Source organism: Cerasicoccus arenae (assembly GCF_014651635.1).
Lineage (GTDB): Bacteria > Verrucomicrobiota > Verrucomicrobiia > Opitutales > Cerasicoccaceae > Cerasicoccus > Cerasicoccus arenae.
On record NZ_BMXG01000015.1, the window covers coordinates 56,009 to 77,405 of the forward strand.

Below are 21,397 nucleotides of genomic sequence, written 5' to 3' on the forward strand. Positions count from 1 at the left end.
TATGAGAGCCACGAGGCTCTACTGGCCGCTGGAAGCCGTTGTGCCGTTTCCAGCAATAGAAAATGATTTCCAGCTCGGCTGCGATGTGATACATTATTAGTCTAATGAAATTTCCCCGGACCAGCTTTGCCTTGATTGCCCTCGCCACCTTTTCCCTAGTGACGTTGGATGCTACGCCGCGTCGCCTATCCAATCTGGGCGGCACTAATAACCTGACTGACAAGAAGTTCGACACGGGCGATTTTTCAAATCCTCGATCAGATGAGATGTTCGGTGCAGGCAGTGACCGTATTAAGTTTGGGGAATGGCACGGGACATACTCTACTTTGGGTGATAAGAAGGTGAACTCGCTTAAGCAGCGGGGAGGTAAGGAGTTTTCAACGAAGGATGTCGAATTCGACACGGTTGAACGGCAGGAGGCGCATATATCCTTGGATTCCGATAAGCGTAAGATGGCCAGTGTGCAGAATTGGAACCGGGTTCGTGATAATGTGATGTCACACAAGTTCAGTGGGACTGAACTCAACACGCCGGATGCCCGCAAATTTTCTGAAATGGTCGATGAAGTGTCTTTGAGGGATGTTAACCGCTATCAATTTTGGCAGAATAAGACTGACGATGGCATTCCAGTGCAGGTGGCCGGTAGCAACAGTGGCCCGCAACTTAGTGATGAGCAGCGCCGTGTGATGGCCCGGATACAAGGTTCAGAAAGCACAGTAACGGATTATAAAGAGCAAGGTGCTCAGAATATTAATCAAACAAGCTCGTTTAAAAAGTCAGAACCGAGCTTTATTGAGTCATTGTTTGATTGGTAGGCCAGGTAGAGGGCGATTCGCCTCATGCTGGCAACTTTTTTTCAAGAGGCTTTTGAGTCGGTTTCGTGAGATTTTCAGTGAAAAAATCACTCGAAATGACCTGAGGTAAGAAGGCTAATCCTTTGATAGACAGGCTTTGAGGGCATTTTTGAATCAGCATTGGTCGTGCAGCATAGCTAATGCTCGGGACAACAAAACCTTATGAATTTGCGCTAATGGCGGAAAGTCCATTTTTACGTTCATTTTGGGGTTGATTAGAAAAACGAATCATCCTTCACTGCTCTACTTTCTTGCTCATGGCTGACACGAATACGCATCGGAAATCTTTTCTGCAGGCACTAGCTGCGATCGCGGCAGGCGTCCTGCTCTTGCCCCGTAAATCGGGGGCTGCCCCTGCGCGTGAATTAGCGTCGGCTGAATCCGAACGCGCGAACTTCCCAGTGGAAGTACGCAAAGCGCCACGCGCCATTGAGCGCGTAAGTCGCTAACCTGCGGTTGTAACGCAGATTTCGGTTCGAACGATGGCTAATATTTTTCCCAAATGGAGCAACACTGCGCCGATCAAAATTTTGATCTGTTTGGCGCTCACAGTCGGCACTGTAGTCGCAGGAGTTACTTACTGGGCCACGCCCAAATATTTGCGCGTTGGCTACCAGCCGATACAGCCCGTTGCTTTTGAGCACTCGCTGCACGTTGACCAACTGGGCATGGATTGTCTCTATTGTCACACTTTTGTGGACCGCTCGGAGCACTCAAATGTTCCCGCCGCTTCCACTTGTATGAATTGCCATAGTATGGTGAAGAGCGACAGCCCGAAACTTGCGCCGATTCGCAACAGTTACGAATCTGGTGAGCCAGTGCCATGGGTGAAGATTCATCGCACTCCAGACTACGTATATTTTAATCACTCGGTGCACATTAACCGAGGCGTCTCTTGCGTCCACTGCCACGGTCAAGTCAATGAAATGGAGGAGGTTTACCACGCGAAACCGCTTTCCATGGCTTTCTGTTTGGAGTGTCACCGCAATCCTGAAAACTTCATTCGACCTATCGATGAAGTGACGAACCTTAATTTCCGCTACGATAGCCGTGAGGAACAGATCGAGCAGGGCACGAAATTCGTGCACGATTGGAAAGTAAACCCACCGCAAAGCTGTTCCGGGTGCCACCGATGAAGCGCAAATTCCACCATCCCGAGCCCACTGCACGTGAACAGGCCGCGCCGACATACTGGCGTAGCCCGGGCGAGCTGGCCAAAACGCCTGAGTTTCAGCAATGGCTTGAGCGCGAGTTTCCTGAAGGCTCCACCGAAGCCAATGAAACCGACCGCCGCAGCTTCCTGAAGTTGATGGGTGCCTCCGCTGGTCTCGCTGGTATCGGCCTGACTGGTTGCCGCATGCCGGTACGCCACATCATGCCGTATTCCAAGCAGCCCGAGCTGATGGTCCCCGGCGTGCCGATGTATTATGCATCGTCATTTCCCGGCTCGCAGGAGAATATTCCGCTGATCGTTGAAACCAACGATGCTCGCCCAACCAAGATCGAGGGTAACCCCAGTGATCCTGGATACGCTGGCGCAACCGATAGCTTTGCTCAGGCCAGCGTACTGGACCTTTATGATCCAGACCGCCTCCAGAAGTCCTTCCAAAAGGGTGGTAAGCCAGTCGACCAAGCGAGCATTCGTTCAATGTTAGCGAACCTTCAGGCCACTTATGCGGCCAATAAGGGTAAGGGCTTGGCGATACTCGCCCAGCCAGCCACTTCGCCGACGCGCCGACGCCTCGTTGCCTCCTTGAAAAAGCAGTTTCCGGAAGTCATTTGGGCAGAATACGAACCCGTTGACACCAGCGCGCCAACGCGTGCGATCGAGAAGCTGACTGGCAAGCCGTTACGCCCGTTCTATCAAGTCGATCAGGCCCATCGTATTCTTGCTTTGGACAGTGATTTCCTCGCCACCGAGCCTGGGCACATTCACTTCAGCAAGGGATTTGGCAAAGGCCGTGCAGTCAAAGATTCGCACGAAGTCGACCAGATGAACCGCCTTTATGCGGTTGAATCGAATTTCTCACTGACTGGCGGGATGGCTGACCACCGTTTACGTGCCGCTACGGCTCATATTCCGGCCTTCACCGCGCTCGTTGCAGCGGCGCTGATGGAGCAGAGTGGCATGAGTGCCGAGCTTGTCGATAAGCTTAAAGCTCAAGGCAAGGGCCTCGAAGTTGACCAGAAGTGGATCAACGAATGCGTCAAGGATCTGCTCGCCAATAAGGGCAAGTCGCTGATCGTTGCTGGTCCGCATTTGCCGGAAGAAGTTCACGTGCTCGTCTTCGCGATGAATGGCGTGCTTGGCGCTGATGGCCACACGGTCAAATACATTGAGCAGCCTGCTTTCGCCGAAAAGAACATTTCTGATGTCGCGGCTGGCCTGAACGATGGCTCGATCAAGACGCTCGTTGTGTTGGGTGGTAATCCAGCCTACGATGCACCAGCTGATTTGAAATTTGCTGAAGCAATGGGCAAGGCCGAGCAGGTCATCCGCCACGGTTATTATGGCGATGAAACGTCAGAACTGGCGTCAGTGACCATCGCTTCGACTCACTATTTGGAAAGCTGGGATGATGGCCGCGCAATTTGTGGTGACTATCTGCCAGTTCAGCCGATGATTTTGCCACTGTTCCAAGGTTTCTCGGAAATCGAAGTCATGGCTCTGATGCAAGGCATTGACCCGGCGGGCAATGGTTACGAGTTGGTCAAGGAAACTTTTGGCGAAGTTACCGGCAAGACCGATGATCTTTCTTTTGAAACTTGGCTCGCAGAAGGCGTCTGGCTGGACGCGCGCTATCCTGCCGCCACGATCGGTTCGGAACCAGCGGTCAAGGCCGGTCAAATGGCTAGCGCCATGTCGATTTCTGCGCCGAAAGTGTCCGCTGAAGAACTTGAAGTGCGCATTATTCCGAGCACGCACGCCTATGATGGCCGTTATAATAATAATGGCTGGCTGATGGAGTGCCCGGACCCGATGACGAAGTTGACTTGGGATAACGCGATCCTTGTTAGCCCAAAACTCGGCAAGAAGCTGGGTATCACGCCAAGCCCGATCTTGATGGACAAGCTTGGTGAGCTTCACATGAACGCCAATCAGTTCAAGCAGGGTAAGGAAGAGGCGCACATTGGCACGATTGAAGTCAACGGTCATAAAGTCACTGGCCCCATGCATATTCTGCCAGGTTTGGCTGACAGCACGGTGGTTGTTTCACTTGGATTTGGTCGACGGAAAACGGGCCGCATCGGCACCGACATTTATTATCCGAACGTTGGCAAAGGCATCGGATTTGACGCTTATCCACTGACCTCGACGGACTCAATGGCTCTGGCCACAGGGGCCAAGTTGACGAAAAGCGAAGAAACTTTCAAGCTCGCCAACACACAGGAACACTGGTCCATGGAAGGCCGCGCGATCATCCGCGAAGCTAACAAGGACGAGTATAAGGAAAATCCCGGTTTCGTTAACGAAATGGGTGTTGAGTCACATTCGCCGCCCATTTATGGCGCAGCGCGCAATGATTCGGCTGCCGAGAAGGCGCTTGATATCCCCCGGGGCGGTTCTAGCTACAAGACTCCCGCCTTCGGTGAGCCGGCTCCGAACGTCAGTGTTTGGAATACGGAAGAGGGTAAGGCCCAGTATCAGGCTCCGCAGCAGTGGGGCATGAACATTGACCTGAACACTTGCACGGCTTGTAACGCCTGTGTGATTGCCTGCCAATCTGAGAACAACATCCCGATTGTTGGTAAGGATCAGGTTCTTCGTGGCCGAGAAATGCACTGGATTCGCCTGGACCGCTATTTTGCGACTGATCCTGGTGCAGACACTACTGAGATTCCTGAAGATCCTCAGGTGAATTTCATGAGCATGGCTTGCCAACATTGCGAGCTGGCTCCCTGCGAATCTGTTTGCCCGGTCAACGCTACGGTGCACGACGAACAGGGGCTTAATGTAATGGCTTACAACCGTTGTGTGGGGACTCGCTATTGCGCGAATAACTGCCCATACAAGGTGCGCCGTTTCAACTTCTTTGATTTCAACAAGCGCGAGCGCGCTGATCTCTATGCGGGGCCTCTTGGGCCGAACAAATACGAGACCGAAGCAAGTCAGCTGACTCGGATGCAGAAGAACCCGAACGTCACCGTGCGCATGCGCGGGGTGATGGAAAAGTGCACTTACTGTCTCCAGCGTATCGAAATGGCCAAGATCAACCAGAAGAACAAGGCCAAGGACTCAGCAAACACTCGCGTGAAGGATGGTACGATCAAAGTAGCCTGCCAACAGGTTTGCCCAACTGAAGCCATCACATTTGGCGATGTCGCAGATCCAGAAAGCGCTGTCTCAAAAGCTAAGTCTTCTGACCGTAACTACGCCGTTCTTGGCTACTTGAACGTCCGTCCGCGCACCACTTATTTGGCCAAACTTCGCAATCCGAATCCTGCTATCAGCAAAGCGAAACCGCTGTCGCGTCAGGAATACGACGCAAAGAGCGGTCACGGAGGACACGACGAATCGCACGATACGCACAGCGAAGAACACGCTACAACAACTGAAGGCCAGGGCGAGGCGAAGCATGAAGCTCACAGCGCTGAAAAGGCCCACCACTAATTTCTAACTTGCAACCTTTGACACCGAAACCATGTCCGATTCCACCGCAGAATTGACCCTTAGCCCGGAAGCCGCGCGCCAGCGCGACGAGGTGCTGGCGCAGGTCAAGCCGGTCGATGTCCCACGCCCTGAGCTGGTCACCGGCGATCGCGACTTTCATTGGGTCACCGAGAAGATTTGCGGTATTCCCGAGTCGAAAACCCCGCGTTGGTGGTGGATCATGTTCTTGGTCGCCGCATCAATGGCGACTTTTACCTTGTTCGGCCTTACTTGGCTCGTATCGACGGGTGTTGGTGTTTGGGGCTTGGCCAATCCAGTTAATTGGGGCTGGGCGATCGTTAACTTCGTTTTCTGGATCGGTATTGGTCACGCGGGGACATTGATTTCAGCGATTCTCTGCCTATTACGGCAAAAGTGGCGTGTTTCGATTAACCGTGCCGCTGAGGCGATGACGATTTTTGCGGTGGTATGCGCCGGTCTTTTTCCTCTTTTCCACGTTGGTCGTGTCTGGTTTGCTTGGTGGCTCTTCCCGTTGCCGAACAGCAACTGGATTTGGCCGCAGTTCCGTAGTCCATTGGAATGGGACGTGTTCGCAGTTTCGACTTACGGAACGGTATCTGTGCTCTTCTGGTACATGGGCTTGATTCCTGACCTTGGCACGATGCGCGACCGTGCAATGAAGGGCGGTCGTAAGCTCAAGGCAATGGCCTATGGTCTGTTCGCCATGGGTTGGCGAAATAGTAACCGCCATTGGCGCAATTACGAAATGGCTTATCTGCTGTTGGCTGGTCTGTCGACACCGCTCGTGCTCTCTGTGCATACGATCGTGTCCTTTGACTTCGCTGCGGCTAACCTACCAGGTTGGCATACCACAATTTTCCCACCATACTTCGTTGCTGGCGCTATTTTCTCCGGATTCGGTATGGTATTAACGCTCATGCTTCCGCTCCGCGCAGTATATGGCCTGCATAATTTGATTACGCAGTATCATATCGATTGCATGTGCAAAATTATTTTGGCGACTGGATCAATGGTGGGCTACGCCTACTCGATGGAATTCTTCATCGCTTGGTATGGTGCTAACAATTTTGAAGTTTTTGCATTCGTGAATCGTGCTTTTGGTCAATATGCATGGGCTTATTGGATCATGGTTTCTTGCAACGTTATTTCGCCGCAACTGTTCTGGTTCAAGAAGGTGCGTCAAAATACGGCGCTAGTCTGGATTATCTGTGGCTTCGTTAATGTGGGTATGTGGTTCGAGCGTTTCGTTATCACTGTTACATCACTCGCCAACGACTTCCTGCCATCAAGCTGGGGCTACTATTCGCCTACTATTGTGGATATTCTTACGTTCTTCGGCACATTTGGACTGTTCTCCACGCTGTTCCTGCTGTTTGTCCGCTTCCTGCCAATGATGCCCATGGGCGAAATTAAGGCAGTCATGCCAGCTGCTGATGGACATGGGCATGGTTCGGGAACACAAGGTCAGGGTTATCCTGCTAAGGAAGGAGGGCACCACTAATGAGCGCCAAATCGACCTATGCGTTGCTGGCTACGTTCAGCAAGACGCCTGAATTCTTCCAAGCGACTGCCAAAGTGCGTGACGCCGGGTTTAAAAAATGGGACGTGTTTACTCCGTTTCCTGTTCATGGACTGGACGACCAAATGGGGGTCGGTCGCTCAAAGGTTCCGATCTTCACGCTTTGCGGTGGAGTATTCGGTTTTTGCTTGGGCACGCTCATCACTTGGTATATGAATGGCTTTGATTATCCGCTTATTGTGGGTGGCAAGCCATTCTGGAGCCCGGTATTCCCGTTCCCAGTCATGTATGAGCTGACAATTCTTAATGCAGCTTTTGGTACATTGCTCGGCATGTTCACCATGAACCTGCTCCCGCGGCATAACCACCCGCTGTTTGAATACGAGGACTTCCTAAAGTCCAGTGACGATACTTTCTTCATCGTGATCGAAAAGGCAGACCCGCAATTCGATCTCGATAAAACTAAAGCCTTTTTAACTGAAATCGGGGCCGAAGAGGTCCACGTGGTCGAAGCCTAAGATGCGCATTTTTCTGGCAGTCTGGTTATTTGTGGTCGTTGCGACGGTCTCCATTCTTGGATTCCGTGGCGATAAGTCCCGTTCCGCCCCTCGTTGGGTATTCCCGGATATGGACATACAGGCCAAATATTTGCCTCAGGGGCAGAACGAATTCTTCGCGGATGAGCGCAATGACCGGCCTATGGTTCCAGGCGCTGTTCTACGTGGCTACAATTCGGACATCAAGGAAGTCTTCGATGGTGAGTACGTCTTCGCTAAGGCCGAAAATCCAGCGCTTTTTACTGGTCTGAATGAGAGCGGAAAGCCTGTCACGGAGTTTCCATTAGAGGTTACGTATGACTTAGTTCAGCTGGGGCAGAAGAAATACACTATTTTCTGCCAGCCCTGTCACGGACGAGTTGGTGACGGCATGGGCATTACCAAGAAATATGGCATGAGCGCCACGCCGACATACCACGATGATGGAAAGCGCGCTCTCTCTGTCGGGGATATCTTTAACACCATTACACACGGTAAGGGCACTATGTTTCCCTACGGTATGAAATTGAATCCACAGGAACGCTGGGCGGTCGTTGCTTATGTTCGCGCCCTGCAACTCTCGCAAAACGCTACTGTGAATGATGTTCCCACACAATATCGGAAGGAGCTTGGACTATGAGTGCTAATGCTTCAACCGCCTCCACCAGCGTCGCTGCATCCTCCGGTGGAAAAAAGGATTATTCAATGATCGCGCTGATCATCGGCGTTATCGGTATAGCTATTGCATTGATCGGTTTGGTAATGGATCTCACGCATGGTGAGGGACGGGTTGGCCAAAGCTGGTTGATAGCCTATGGCTTCTGGATGGCCATGCTCATTGGCATGCTTTTCCTGACCCAGCTAACGTATTTATTTGATGCTGGTTGGGCTGTCGTAGTCCGCCGCCAGTGGGAAAACGCTTTTGCGGCGTTCCCTTGGATGGCACTGATTCTGGTGCCCGTTGTTGCGCTGCCGTTTTTCGTCAGCGACAGTTCAGGAGCTATCTGGGAATGGATGGACCCTAGCTTTGTACTGCCGGGTATTCATGCAACAACTGTAGGTAATGACGCGCTCTACATCGCTAAGGAGAAATTTCTGAACGTTCCGTTCTTCATTGTTCGTTTGGTGATTTATTTCGCAGTTTTCTGCGGACTCGGAAGTCTCTTGCGCAAGCACTCAATACAGAACGATGCTCAACCTGACGCGAATAACTGGCTCGCGTGCCGTAAAATTTCAGCCATTGGCATCTACCTGACAGCATTTGCGACGACGTTCATGGCCTTTGACCTGTTCATGAGCTTGAGCTATCACTGGTTTTCGACTATGTATGGTGTTTGGTTTTTTGCTGCTTCGATGCGCGCCGGACTAGCAGGAACGGTAATTCTTTGCAATCTTGCTGGGACTAAAGGCTGGCTTCAGGGCTTCTATAATAAGCACCATAATTACTTCTTAGGCTGCCTTTGCTTAGCTTTCACAGTATTCTGGGCTTACATTAGCTTTTCACAGTATTTCTTGATCTACAACGCGAACATCCCCGAGGAAACCTTCTGGTTCAATATTCGCGAAATGAACGCGGATGGCTCCAAGAATTCTTGGTGGTGGGTCTCAATGGCGCTAATCTTTGGTCATTTCCTTATCCCGTTTCTAGTCCTTCTCTTTTATAAAACCAAGGTTATCCGCAACCGCCTGATGGGTATCTGCGGCTGGATTCTAGCCTTCACGCTGTTAGATATGTATTGGAACATATTGCCGAAGCAGGAAGCCGATGACAGTGTACTTGGTTATTACGTGCAACAGTTCATCCCCAATGTCTGGGATATCGCGGCACTTGTCGGAATAGGTGGCATTGTTATTTGGGCCACGCTACGCAGTGCTGCTAAACATAAACCGATTCCGCTCAACGATCCTCGGATCAAGGAATCACTCCACGCTCACCAATAAACCGCAGAGACCATGAGCGACGCACACGATTTGCACGGAGCCCCCGAAACCAGCCATTCCAACCTGATGCTGTCAATTCTCGGCGCACTAGGAACATTGCTGCTGTTTGCACTGATTATCGTCATTGCTTATTACATTCCTGCGAAGGAACGTGAGCCAGTTAATGCCGAAATCGTTAGCGAGCGTCAAGCGACGCTGGCCGAGCTTAAGGCCAAGGAAACTGAGCTGGCAACCAGCTATGGTGTGGTTGACCAGACGAAAGGTGTAGTCCGTATTCCTATTGAACGCGCGATGGAGCTTGTGGTTCCGCGCTTGAACGAAACGGAATCCAGCAAGTAGTAACTTACATTTGCCCACCGTTATTTTTTTGTTCGTCCTATTGATACATGTTTGAATGGAATCTATACCTGATGATCATTGCTGTGTTTGGCGGGATTTTTTTCGCCACTGCAGTAGCGGCATTGTGGTGGTCCGCCAAGCATGGACAACTGCGCAACTTTGAACAAGGCTCGCGGGTAATCTTTGACGATGAGGAACCCGAGGGCGTCCACACTGATTATTTTCCCGGCGAATCCGCCAAAGCCAGCGATAAGCTGCGCGAGATACGCTAACGATGAGTCCCTTTTTGTCATTTTTCAACAAGATTGACCCTCAGGTCGAAACCAAGCCCAAGGTAGCCTTGAGCGAGGTTGACCATGAAATGCGCCTGCCGGTCTTGCTCTTTACAATTAGCGGTATCCTCTGGTTGTTGATTGGAACCTTCTTTGCGATTGTTGCATCGTTCAAAATGCATAGTCCGGAGCTCTTGGCGAACTTTGAGCCATTGACCTTTGGCCGAGTCCGTTCAGCACACTTGAACGCGATGACGTATGGCTGGGCTAATAATGCCGTTTTTGCTGTTGGCCTGTGGATAATGGCTCGCTTGTGCAAAGCCCACATCCGCTATGCCTCAATGTTGATCATCGCGGGTGTTTTTTGGAATATTGGCGTAACTATCGGGATTATTGGCATTTTGACAGGTGGATTAACCTCAGTGGAGTGGCTCGAAATGCCGCCACAAGTGGGTCCACTGTTGGCGTTTTCTTATGTTCTGATTGGTATGTGGGGCATCTTGATGTTCCGTTTCCGCGAGCGTGGTCACGTTTATGTCTCCCAGTGGTATATTCTGGGCGCACTGTTCTGGTTTCCTTGGCTCTATGTTGTGGCGATCACCATGATTTTCTTGGAGCCAGCGCGTGGCACGATTCAAGCGCTGACGAATTGGTGGTTTGGCCACAATGTCCTCGGCCTATGGTATACGCCGATGGGGTTGGCTGCGATTTACTACCTATTACCCAAGGTGCTTGGCCGACCAATTTACAGCTATTACCTGTCGCTTTTGGGCTTCTGGTCGTTGGCGCTCTTTTACAACTGGGCTGGCGTCCACCATTTGATTGGCGGACCGATTCCTGTCTGGCTGATTTCAGCTGGTATTGTGGCTAGTGTGATGATGGTTATTCCAGTCGTAGTAACCGCAATCAACCACCACATGTCGGCTGTTGGTAATGCACGGGCAGTTTGGCAGAGCCCTACACTGCGTTTTATTGTTTTCGGAGCAATGAGCTATACGCTCGCCAGTTTCTTCGGATCATGGATGGCGCTTCGTTCCGTTAACGTTGTTACGCACTTTACGCAATTTACGATTGGACACGCGCATCACGGAGTCTACGCGTTCTTCACAATGACAATGTTTGGCGGCATTTATTTCATGATGCCTCGAATTCTTGAACGAGAATGGCCGTCCGCGATGTTAATCAAGGTTCACTTCTGGTGCGCTGCGATTGGTATCGGGATGATGCTTGTCGCACTACATGTAGGTGGGTGGATTCAGGGAATGGACCTGAACAATCCCGATATCCCGTTCTTTAGCCCAGATAGCTCAGCGCGTACGATTTTAGGCGCATTGAAGCCTTGGCTGTTCTCACGTTCAATATCCGGGATTTTACTGACCATTGCCCACATTGCATTTTTCGTTAATTTTGCCCTAATGTTGATTGGCCCACGTGCTGTTCGCTATAAGGAGGGTCCGACCTTACTAGCAGCGGAAAGGAAAGGAGCCTAATCGATGAAAAATCTCCCGCTCTTATTTTTCGGCATTTTCTTCGTGCTGGCCTTCTCTTGGACTGGATTGATTCTCAGTAGCGTGATCCAGTATGGTGATCTTAAGCCTATTGCGATGGAGGAGGGTGGTGTGCCGCAACCTCAGGCGCGCGTTGGTGTTGCCCAGCAGGGAAAGCTTGTCTACATCAGTCAGGGATGTATTTACTGCCACTCGCAGCAGGTCCGCCGCAAAGGTTTTGGTGCTGACTGGGAGCGTGGTTGGGGTAATCGTCAAAGCGTGCCTCGCGATTACATCCTTCAAGAGCGCGTGCTTTTGGGGACTAGCCGCACTGGGCCAGATTTGATGACGATTGGAGAGCGTCAGCCGAGTGCTGATTGGCACCACCAGCACCTCTACAATCCGCAGTTTACATCTCCAGGTTCGATTATGCCGCCTTTCCGTTATCTGTACCGCACGCAGAAGATTGGCGACGCGCCTTCGCCCAATGCCCTGAAAATTCCCGACACGTTCCCAGAAGAAAAACCGGAGCCGGGTTATGAAATCGTGCCAACAGAGCGTGCTGAGCAATTGGTCGCCTACATGCTGAGCCTGAAGCTCAACTACGAACTTCCTGAATCCCGGAACGCCGAATAATCGATGAGCGACTCTCCTACTAATCGACAGCAGCTACCGGGTGACGACGCACCCTATGATGACGATGATATCCACATCATCCATTCACAGCTCATGCGCGAAAAGGACGAGCCAAGTGAAGGCTTTTCACCGGTTCCAATCGTGCTTCTTTTCCTCTTTGGCGGACTTGTTTTCTGGGGTGGTGTTTATATTGCTAACTTCGGGGGGAAATTCCGTTGGGACGTTTATGATCCCAATTGGGAACCAGGTATGACGGCAGGACCCGCCGTTAAGGACAAATGGAAGACCGGTGAGCGGCTCTTCATGAACAATTGTAAAGCGTGTCACCAAGAAAATGGTGCTGGTGTTCCAGGATCCTATCCTCCGTTAGCAGGGTCTTCGTGGGTCGTGGGAGACGATCACCGTATCGTAAAGATTCTCCTCAATGGTCTCTCTGGTCCCATCGATGTAGAAGGAAGCAGCTATGATGGGGCCATGCCTTCTTATGGTCCAAGTGGTGCAGGTTGGGATGATTTTAAAATCGCTGCTGTAGCAACATGGGTTCGTGGCAATTTTGATAATGGTGCGCCCGAAGTTGCCGAAGAGACGGTTGCTGAAGTTCGCGCTGAGACTGCCGGTAAATCGGGAGCATGGTCTGGCGCTGAGTTGCTAGATGCCCATCCGTTTTAATCGGATTACTGTTTCGCTGCTAGTTGAAGTGGTTGTAGACCGTGGATATTCCCACGGTACTAACTACGGTTGAGTGGCTTACGAGTTTGTTCTATTGACTACGTATCCTGTAATAGCCTCAAAAACTGACGGCCGCGTTGTTTTATGCCACCAACTCTAGACCCTTTTAGAATCTTAGTTACGTCGATGACTTGTCCAATATCGGCCGTGATTTTCAGCCACGCCCATCTGGCTATGCATTGTTATGCCAAGGCTAGGTTCTGGAAGAGGGGAGGAGTAGGAGTCCATTTCAACAAAGATTGGCGAGACTGGAGGGGGGGGCATTGTGAATAGCACGAGAAAAATCTTACAATTGAGGCTACTTAAAGCTTCTATACCTTGTTCGATCCAGAAAAATCCTCAATGGTGAGCCTGTTTGGCTCTCATCAAATGTAATGGACTCCTCAGCCGTTGTTATTATCCGCTTTCTTGATGTCGTCGAGGGACTCGATCAAGCGAAATTTGCCGCCAGTTAGGTTGGCAATACGTCGCATGGCATCGGAAGCTTTGGGTTCGCCAAGGGCAATGGTGTGAATACGAAGCTTGCGGTTTGCACGCTTCCATTCGCCCACGAGCGCTAAGGTCTCCTTAACGTCTTCATCGCTAGTGGCACCGTCAGTCAGAAAATAAATCACTTCTGGAGCTGGATCGAGCATCATTGCAAGCCGCAGTGGATTACTCCAAACAGTGCCGCCAGTGATTTTCTCTTTGTTGACGATTTGAATGAGCTCGCTGCGAAACGCTTTGGTCATACGGTTCCAAACCGGTTTGGTCAATGTTTCCAGATCTTTTGGACGGTGTGAATGCCAGTCTTTGGGAGTGAAAGAATAATTTTTACGAGCCGCGGCTTCTGACTCACCAGCGACCCACGCTGGGCCGGAGAAAAAGATGAGGCTGACAATCATCTGGTCCGACATTTCTTCCAGACTTGCGGTGAGTTGCTGTTTGAGCAGTGTAAATCGGGTTGTTTTGCTGCCCTTAATTTCTTCTTTCATCGATATCGAGTAATCGACAATAAATAGGACGCTTTCGCTCTTCTCTTTGATGCCAACGAAGCTGCTGAAATTGGTAACAGATAAATCAATGACATTGCCGCCGCCCATGCCATTGCCGAAACCGCCGGTACCAACACCGACCCGTTGATCGACCGTTGGCATATCGAAATTAAAGTCTTTCAAGGGCATTTGCTTGATGTCCATGGCAATCACATTAGTGGGGGCGGATTGCTGCTTGGGCGTCAGTTGCACAGGCATTTTCATCACCGGCGGAGCGACCTCAGCTACGACAGGAGCGATCATCTCCGGCTCAGGTACATTGATCTGATTAAAAATGGTGATCCCCCCCAGAATTAGTAGTCCAACAATATGGATGACTAAGCTGGCGACGATGATTTCAATGAGGGGTAGGTTAACTTTGCGACGAGTTCTTGACATAACCCGATAAGAATCTGCTCAAAGCGCAAAAAATGCAAACTCAAAGAGGAAATCGAGTGATTAACCATAGATAATCTATTAAACAGCGCTGATAACGCCCTGTTCTGATCATTTTCTTTCAATTGGGCCGATCAGTGTGGATCGAAAATGAATTCTGCGCTGGTGCGCCTCCATTCCTGAGCATCGACGAGCAGGCGTAGAAAAAAAGGCTTTAAATCGCGAATTCTATGGCCGGATTTACGCTCTCATCCAGTGCATTGATTGCCATGTATGCGCTGAGGGCAGCGCTTTCAATGGTGGCTGGCAGTCCTGTCTGCACCCAGTCCCCTGCAAGCCAGACATTGTCCCAAGGGGCGTCGTCTACGTTGGGGCGATAGCTGGCAGTCGTGGGCCTTGCAGCGAAGGTGGCGTCTTTGCTTTTGTATACCAAGGAACGCTCAATGGTCATTGCTTTGGCGTTGGGGAAAAAGCGGTCTAATTCGCCTTGGAGCCGTTCCATGATCTGCTCACTTTTTTGCGGGAGCCAATCATCTGCAGTGCTAATGATGACGGCGTAGAGATATTTGCCATTGTGCTCAGTGGAAAGGGTAGCGGTGCGGTCGAATACCCAGTGAATGGGAGAATCGAGCAAGCCAACAAATCCAGTTGGATGGTCAAAAAGCTTGGTGTCTCCAAGTAGATGGATGCTTATAATCGCTGCGGAGGGGATTGAGGAAACGCGGTTTTTTACCGCTGATCCAGAGGGCAACAATGAGCGGAGAGCCGTCCAGGGCAGAGCACTTATATGAATGTCCGCGGAGATTTCCTCTCCTTTGCTGGTGAGAATCGTTCTAACGCAGTCATTATCTGCGATCACTTCGCGTATTTGCGTTTTCCGGCGGACAGCACCACCAATCGCGTTCAGGTAGAGTTCCGTTTCGGGTTCAAAGACTTCCGTTAGGCCGACTTTGGACAAGAATATAGCAGAATCGTTAACGGAGCCAAAGAGTGACCGTCGGATTGTTTCGTAGAGCAGATTCGCACAGGCAGTTTTCAGTGGTTCGTTCAGCGCGGCGACGCAAAATGGCTCCCACAGGGCGCGCATGGCACCATCTGTTTGGCGGTGTTCGCGGAGCCAGCTTTCGGCTGTCTGGTGGTCTGCAGGCTCTGCGCCGAGGCGCATCTTGGCCCCAAAGGCAGTAATGGCGACTCGGTCACGGCTGGAAAGTGCGCCAAAATTAAATAACCCACCCAGCAAATGGAGGGGGGCAGGGGTGTCACTCGCTGCCAACTCGGACCATTGGCCATCTGGACTCACATAAGGGACACAAAGGCGGTCTTGTCGGGCAAATTTTTCCGCAATACCGAGTCGCTCTACAAGTTGAAGAAAGGCGGTGTAGCAACCCATGACAATGTGCTGACCATTGTCCAGCGTCAGGCCGGTTGGGGCGTCACTGAGGCTATGGGCACGCCCGCCTAGATACGCTTTGGATTCGAGTAATGTGGGCGTGTAGCCTTGTTGCCCAAGCTCAATCGCTGCTGTGATTCCCGCAATGCCCCCCCCCCATACGACCGCTGTGCCTGGTAGGCGTCGGACGGGAAGTGGGCGTTTCAATTCGCGCATTGTACGCCAGACAAGCTGTATTTTACGTCGTTTTGGTAGGCGGACGCGATTGCCTGTCAGGCGGAAATTGTTGGCCGCGATCTTGTCTAAAATGTCCTCGTAAAACGCGCCCATAATGAGTGCGGCTTTGAGGTTTTGGCGTTCGCTGGGTGGCAGCAGGCGTCGAGCTTTATTGAAGAAATGCTTACAGCGGTAATGACAGAGACGGAACAGGCGCTGGCAGTTCTCGTTGTCGGTTGGATCGGCGAAGTCTTCTTCCGTCACGCCAAAGGCGCGCATTTCGGCCTGAGGCAGATAAACACGGCCCATGTCTCGATAGTCTTCAACGACGTCGCGCAGGATATTGGTAAATTGGAGGGCGTAGCCAAGTGTCTCCGCGTATTCATCAATATTGGGATGAGTGCAGCCAAAGATACGTACCGACACCAGACCAACGGCGGAGGCGACGCCAAAGCAGTACTGACGCAAGTCTTCAAAGGTCTCATAGCGCCTCCCACCAATATCCATCGAAACCCCATCAACGATGGCGAGCAGGTCCGATTGACGAATGTTGAAGTCTCGGATTACCGGAGCCAGCTCTGCGGCTAAAGTGAGCTGCTGGCCGCCTGTGTAGCAGGCCTGAATTTCATTACGCCAAGCATTCAGGGCAACTGCTTTGTCGGCGTCGGGCTTATCGGGGTCGTCTGCAATGTCGTCTACGATTCGGCAGAAGTCGTAAAACACGTTCATTGCCTCACGACGGACACGGTCCAGCGATAACAACGTGTAGGCCAAGTTAGATTGCTTGCGAGCCTGCACGGCCTCAGGAGAATCAGAGGTCGGGGCAACCGGTAGGGAGGTGGCGGAAACTTCAGCCATGTAATTGGCGGCGGGTCATCAGTTACAGAGTAGGGGGGGGCGCTTACTTGGGGTTCTCACGGTTCAGAGCACTGACCATGGCGTCGCTTATATCTTCTTGAGTGAGCTTCAATTGTTCGGCAATTTCGTGGATCGTGACTGATTCAATGTGGCGAATTACCTCATCGGCGCGGGATACATCAATCAGCACGCCAAGCGCGTCGAAGCGTTCCTTTTGTGTGGTTACTTCGTAAAATTCGCGAGCCAAGCGGAGGAGGTCCACTCCCTGAGCTTCTTCAGAAAAAGCGATTTGAGTCAGGAACGATGCCTCCTGTGGTGAGAGGTTCCAACGCGTTGCGACGGCTTTTTCGATGACATCCACTTCGGATGGGGCGACTTCCTCATCCGCATTGGCTACTCGGGCTAGGAGCACGCCAAAAAGAATTAGCCGCTGTTTCTCCTGTTGGGAGATATCCAGCTCAATATTTTGCTCCGCAAAGCGGTCTTCTAAGATGATGAGGAGTTGAAGGCGGTCGCCTTGGCCGAGCTTGTCGATTTCATCTGGGCGAAGGGACTTTCGAATGGCGTTATCGCGTCGCTTAAGAGATTCGCGGATAGCATCGGACAAGCCATTGAGGTCGAGCGCGTCAGATTCTTTACGCAAGATGTAGGACACCTCGCGGATTGCTTGCTGCTCTTCAGTAGTGATGACGCCATCAGCCATGAATACACGGTTTGTGGCCTGGGTGATGAAATCGCGATCGGCGTCACTTTCGACCATGCGGTGTAACTCATTCAAGAGTCCCTGCCGCTCATCCGTGTCGATCTGCGAGCTCATGTATTTCTCGAGTTCAGCCCATGCGGTGTCGTCCATGCCGGGGAGATGGAAAATGATGTCTTTAAGGCAGTCGATTTCTTGAGGCTGGATTTTTCCATCCGCCCAAGCTGCGGCAAATAGTGTTTTGCCCAAGACAAGTGAAAGTTGCTTATTATGGCTCATGGTTGGAGATGGGTCTCCTTAAAGCGATATTGGATTATAAAGAAAAGGCCAACTTTAACGGCGATAAGGCTATCGGTGAAGCTAAATCTTGCTGGATATAACGCAGCATGTTTATCGCATTTTCGATTAAATGTTAGTCAGGGCCCGGGCTAGAAGCTTGATTTTATCGGCAGTTCCAATCTTTGGCCGTTCTTGGAGTGTATTGTAGTTTAATTGTTTAATTTTCTGGAGGATGGTTGCGCCCCCGAGCCATGTGAGGCGAATTTCCATACTCAGAGGGAAAGGCAGTTTATTCGCCAACGGTTTGCCCTCGTCGAAGAGTACCTGTGCCCGTGCAACTTGTAGCTCGATGCATTCCCGTAGTTCTGGAGGCGTGATTTTTTCGTCGAACATTTCCCGTGTCACACCAAATTGCTCCCAATCTTCCTCTGGGATGTAGATGCGGCCATCTTTGCGGATGTCTATGCCGACATCTTGCCAGAAATTGGCCAATTGCAACGCTGTGCAGATATTATCCGACCATTCAAAGAGCTGTTCGTTGGTGTGGTTGTGTAGGATGAGCACGAGTCGACCAACGGGATTGGCGCTGCGGCGACAATAATCGAGCACGTCGAGAAAGCTTTCGTAGCGCAGTGTCACGCAGTCCTGTTTGAAGGCGCTTAGCAGGTCGGTAAAGAGATCTACGGGTGCACCAGTGCGCGTGATCGTGTCCGCGACGGCAGTAAATATCCATGCGGTTTCCGGATCAAGAGGCTGGCCGGAGAGCGAGGCCATTAGCTCAGCTTCGTAGGCGTCCAGACGGGCAACGCGTGCTTCGGGGGGGGGGGCACCATCTTCGCCCCAGCCTTCGTCGGCAATATCGTCGGCGTAGCGGGCAAAGGCGTAGACCGCGGCGATGTAGGGGCGGATGCGCTTGGGCACAAGGCGCGCGACCGGAAAATTCTCGTAATGAGTCCGGGTGAGCTCCAAGCAGCGGCGGTAGGATTCCTCGATAGTCATCACAGCAAAAGCGGGACTAAAAGCGTTTGCTGGGTAAACATCAAAGGCAAAAGTTAGCTGATGACAAAGTTGGAATAGCGACGCTGGTTCGTTTTTACCTTTCCCTAGTGGCAATCCTTTCCTATGTCTTCCGGCTTATGCGTTTGCTTTTTTCACGCCTCAGGTGGAACGGTTTATTGGCCGGAATGTTGGCTGGGCTGTTCGTGTTCGCGAACACAGCTCAGGCTGCGGCAGATGATTTTGTCGCCGCACAGGGCCTAATCACGCCCAAGAATGGGCTAATCCACGTCGCCGCGCCTGCTGGTCTGACCGGTCAGGCCATTATTAATGAACTCAAGGTCAAGGCAGGTGAGCAAGTCGTTGCTGGTCAAGTGATTGCAGTTCTCGCTGGTCGAGCGGTCGCTGAAGCCGATCTGGTTGTCGCCAAGTTGGAAGTTGCTGCTACTTCTACCGCTCCGGCAATCATCCAGGCTCAGATTGATACGATTGCCAGCCAGATCGCTGCTGCTGAGTCAGAGGTCGCCACCGCTGAAGCACAGGTTAAGGCCGCAGAGGCGGCTGTTGCCCAGGCTCAGGCTGGGGTTGTTCAGGCGCAAAAAGGCCGTCGGGAGGCTATGGAAACGCTGGATGCGTCTCTCGCCAAAATTACGGGCACAAACGCCGCCTATCAAAACACTTTGGATGAATTAGACCCGCCTCGCCGTGAAACCGAGGAAATTAAATTTCAGCAAAAGCTTTTAAACGAAGAATACCGCGCCGCGGATGCGCCTCGTTTCGCCATGGGAGCCCGCATAGACGCAGATGTGGCAGCCGCGGAGGCCGCAGTCGTCACTGCCCAAGCCAATGTGCCTGTCGTGCAAGCCCAAGTGGAGAGTGCCCGGCAAAATGTGGCCCACGTCAAGGTGCAGCAATCGATTCTTGAGGCTGAATTGACCCGCGCCAAAGCCGTTGCGGCAGCGGCTCAGGGAGGGATTGATCAGGCTCAAGCTCATTTAGACCTGACAGAAGTTAAGGCACCCAGCGCAGGTGTGGTACTCTATGTTGGGGCGCGTCCAGGTGAGGCCGTGGGGCCGGCAGGCGTGGTGATTTTAGGCGACTTATCCGAGCTATATGTCGACGCAGAGGTTTACATTGACGATGTGCGTAAGGTGAAGCCGGGCCAAAAGGTTACGGTGAAGTCTGACGCTTTTCTGGGTGAGATTGCCGGTGTCGTCTCAGAAGTCGGCCAACTGGTAAATCCGCAGGGCGTGTTCAGCTCTGACCCCATGGCATACAGTGACAAGCGTGTGGTGGTCGCCCGCATCAAGCTCAGTCCGCCATTTGGTGTCATACCGCCAGTTCACGCGCAGGTGATCGCCCGCATCAACGTTCAGGGCGCAGGGAAATAGTATGTCGCTGATCAACAAACTCGTCCCGCTGGGCATTCCGCTTGCTTGGCTCAATTTGGTAAAGGAGAAGAAGCGCTTCTTTGCCGCGGTGGCGGGCATTATTTTCGCGGTCACGATGATGCTTTACCAAATGGGACTGAAGACAGCGATGTTTACTCAGGTGGTGTTTCCGCATTTGATGCTCAACGGAGATATTGTTATCGTTAATCCGCAGTATGAGTATTTTGGCATCAGCCGCGGCTTTACCGAAAAACGGCTCAATCAGGCCTTTGCGCTGCCGGAAGTAGAGGATGTTGCCCCGCTTTACTTGGTTAATTTACCGATCAAGAATCCTGATACGCTGGTCAACCGAGACATCTTTATCATTGGCTTTGATCCGGCGAATAAGCCCTTCGATGACCCAGCAATTGAGGCGCAGCAGGGCATGTTGAAAATTCCCGGAAATGCACTTTTTGACGAACGTTCACACGCCAAATTTGGGCCGATTGTAGAAAGGCTGGAGGATGGGACGGTGACTACCGAAACCAATGGCCGGGCGACCGAGATTGTTGGCTCATTTGAGATGGGCACGACCTTTGCCGCAGACGGTAATTTACTCGTCGGCAAGCAAACTTTCTTCGAAATTTTTCCCGGACAAGATCCCAATCTCGCCGCCGTCGGCTTGATTATGCTCAAAGAAGGATCGGATGCCGAGAAGGTGGCTGAAACTCTGCGCGCAAAATTGCCACATGATGTAAAGATCATGACACGTGCGGAATTCATCGATAACGAGAAACGTTATTGGGGCGAGCGCACGCCAATTGGTTTTGTTATTAGCGCCTCAATGACCGTAGCGATCATTGTCGGAGCGGTTATCGTGTACCAGATTCTCTACACCGATGTGACCGATCACCTGGAGGAATATGCGACGCTGAAATCCATCGGATTTAAGGACAGCTATTTCATCAGTCTGATCTTGCAGGAGTCGATCATCCTGAGCGTATTCGGGTTCATCCCGGGGGCAGCTCTCACGGCTGGCCTCTATTACGTAACACGTCGTGTGGCCTACATGCCCACGGAGTTCCAGTGGGACAACGCGGGCATCGTTCTCGGGCTGACAATTGTCATGTGCATGCTGGCAGGGGCCTTGGCGACCCGGAAGCTGCGTCATGCAAATCCAGCAGATATCTTTTAGAGAATCGTTGAGGATTAACAATATGAACACGCCGTTAC

19 protein-coding genes are annotated in these 21,397 nt (G+C 51.7%); 15 read left to right on the top strand and 4 right to left on the bottom strand.

Annotation, left to right across the window (positions count from 1 at the left end):
* The first annotated feature begins 104 nt into the window (after window positions 1–104).
* From IE065_RS12275 to IE065_RS12335, 13 genes are all read left to right on the top strand, one after another.
* A complete protein-coding gene (locus tag IE065_RS12275) occupies window positions 105–815 on the top strand; it encodes a hypothetical protein (protein ID WP_189515484.1) in 711 nt (236 codons plus the stop codon).
* A 296-nt stretch (window positions 816–1,111) separates the two neighbouring features.
* The gene (locus IE065_RS12280; RefSeq protein ID WP_189515486.1) at window positions 1,112–1,303 is read left to right on the top strand and encodes a hypothetical protein; all 192 of its coding nucleotides are present in this window, start codon (window positions 1,112–1,114) and stop codon (window positions 1,301–1,303) included.
* Window positions 1,304–1,336: 33 nt separating this feature from the next.
* Entirely contained in the window at window positions 1,337–1,990 is a 654-nt protein-coding gene (locus IE065_RS12285) for a cytochrome c3 family protein (RefSeq protein ID WP_189515488.1), read from the top strand.
* Entirely contained in the window at window positions 1,987–5,466 is a 3,480-nt protein-coding gene (locus tag IE065_RS12290; RefSeq protein WP_189515495.1) for a TAT-variant-translocated molybdopterin oxidoreductase, read from the top strand. Before IE065_RS12285 ends, IE065_RS12290 begins: the two co-directional genes overlap by 4 nt.
* A gap of 31 nt (window positions 5,467–5,497) precedes the next feature.
* Window positions 5,498–6,988: an NrfD/PsrC family molybdoenzyme membrane anchor subunit gene (nrfD, locus tag IE065_RS12295; protein ID WP_189515497.1), complete on the top strand. Its 1,491-nt coding sequence runs from the start codon at window positions 5,498–5,500 to the stop codon at window positions 6,986–6,988.
* A complete protein-coding gene (locus tag IE065_RS12300) occupies window positions 6,988–7,524 on the top strand; it encodes a DUF3341 domain-containing protein (protein WP_189515499.1) in 537 nt (178 codons plus the stop codon). The genes nrfD and IE065_RS12300 overlap by 1 nt, the downstream gene beginning before the upstream one ends.
* A 1-nt stretch (window position 7,525) precedes the next feature.
* Window positions 7,526–8,182: a c-type cytochrome gene (locus tag IE065_RS12305; RefSeq protein ID WP_189515501.1), complete on the top strand. Its 657-nt coding sequence runs from the start codon at window positions 7,526–7,528 to the stop codon at window positions 8,180–8,182.
* Window positions 8,179–9,483 carry a hypothetical protein gene (locus IE065_RS12310; protein WP_189515503.1) on the top strand — a complete coding sequence of 435 codons (1,305 nt, stop codon included), beginning with the start codon at window positions 8,179–8,181 and terminating at the stop codon, window positions 9,481–9,483. Before IE065_RS12305 ends, IE065_RS12310 begins: the two co-directional genes overlap by 4 nt.
* Window positions 9,484–9,495: 12 nt before the next feature.
* Window positions 9,496–9,822 (top strand): hypothetical protein, encoded by a 327-nt coding sequence (locus tag IE065_RS12315; protein ID WP_189515505.1) that lies wholly within the window; start codon window positions 9,496–9,498, stop codon window positions 9,820–9,822.
* A 47-nt stretch (window positions 9,823–9,869) separates the two neighbouring features.
* On the top strand, window positions 9,870–10,094 hold the full coding sequence (locus IE065_RS12320; RefSeq protein WP_189515507.1) for a cbb3-type cytochrome oxidase assembly protein: 225 nt from the start codon (window positions 9,870–9,872) through the stop codon (window positions 10,092–10,094).
* Between the two features lie 2 nt (window positions 10,095–10,096).
* Complete coding sequence (locus IE065_RS12325; RefSeq protein ID WP_189515509.1) at window positions 10,097–11,584, top strand: cbb3-type cytochrome c oxidase subunit I; 1,488 nt, start codon at window positions 10,097–10,099, stop codon at window positions 11,582–11,584.
* A 3-nt stretch (window positions 11,585–11,587) separates the two neighbouring features.
* Complete coding sequence (locus IE065_RS12330; RefSeq protein WP_189515511.1) at window positions 11,588–12,217, top strand: cbb3-type cytochrome c oxidase subunit II; 630 nt, start codon at window positions 11,588–11,590, stop codon at window positions 12,215–12,217.
* 3 nt (window positions 12,218–12,220) lie between these two features.
* Complete coding sequence (locus tag IE065_RS12335) at window positions 12,221–12,886, top strand: c-type cytochrome (RefSeq protein WP_189515513.1); 666 nt, start codon at window positions 12,221–12,223, stop codon at window positions 12,884–12,886.
* Window positions 12,887–13,329: 443 nt separating this feature from the next.
* Here IE065_RS12335 and IE065_RS12340 read toward each other — a convergent pair whose 3' ends face one another.
* From IE065_RS12340 to hpnC, 4 genes are all read right to left on the bottom strand, one after another.
* Entirely contained in the window at window positions 13,330–14,358 is a 1,029-nt protein-coding gene (locus tag IE065_RS12340) for a vWA domain-containing protein (RefSeq protein WP_189515515.1), read from the bottom strand.
* A 211-nt stretch (window positions 14,359–14,569) separates the two neighbouring features.
* Window positions 14,570–16,819 (bottom strand): hydroxysqualene dehydroxylase HpnE, encoded by a 2,250-nt coding sequence (hpnE, locus tag IE065_RS12345; protein ID WP_189515516.1) that lies wholly within the window; start codon window positions 16,817–16,819, stop codon window positions 14,570–14,572.
* 43 nt (window positions 16,820–16,862) lie between these two features.
* Window positions 16,863–17,798 (bottom strand): tellurite resistance TerB family protein, encoded by a 936-nt coding sequence (locus tag IE065_RS12350; RefSeq protein WP_189515518.1) that lies wholly within the window; start codon window positions 17,796–17,798, stop codon window positions 16,863–16,865.
* Window positions 17,799–17,924: 126 nt separating this feature from the next.
* Entirely contained in the window at window positions 17,925–18,797 is an 873-nt protein-coding gene (hpnC, locus tag IE065_RS12355; protein ID WP_189515520.1) for a squalene synthase HpnC, read from the bottom strand.
* A 107-nt stretch (window positions 18,798–18,904) separates the two neighbouring features.
* Between hpnC and IE065_RS12360 the strand changes: the two genes are divergently transcribed.
* Window positions 18,905–20,185: an efflux RND transporter periplasmic adaptor subunit gene (locus IE065_RS12360; RefSeq protein ID WP_189515522.1), complete on the top strand. Its 1,281-nt coding sequence runs from the start codon at window positions 18,905–18,907 to the stop codon at window positions 20,183–20,185.
* 1 nt (window position 20,186) lies between these two features.
* The gene (gene devC, locus IE065_RS12365; protein ID WP_189515523.1) at window positions 20,187–21,359 is read left to right on the top strand and encodes an ABC transporter permease DevC; all 1,173 of its coding nucleotides are present in this window, start codon (window positions 20,187–20,189) and stop codon (window positions 21,357–21,359) included.
* Window positions 21,360–21,397: the final 38 nt, after the last annotated feature.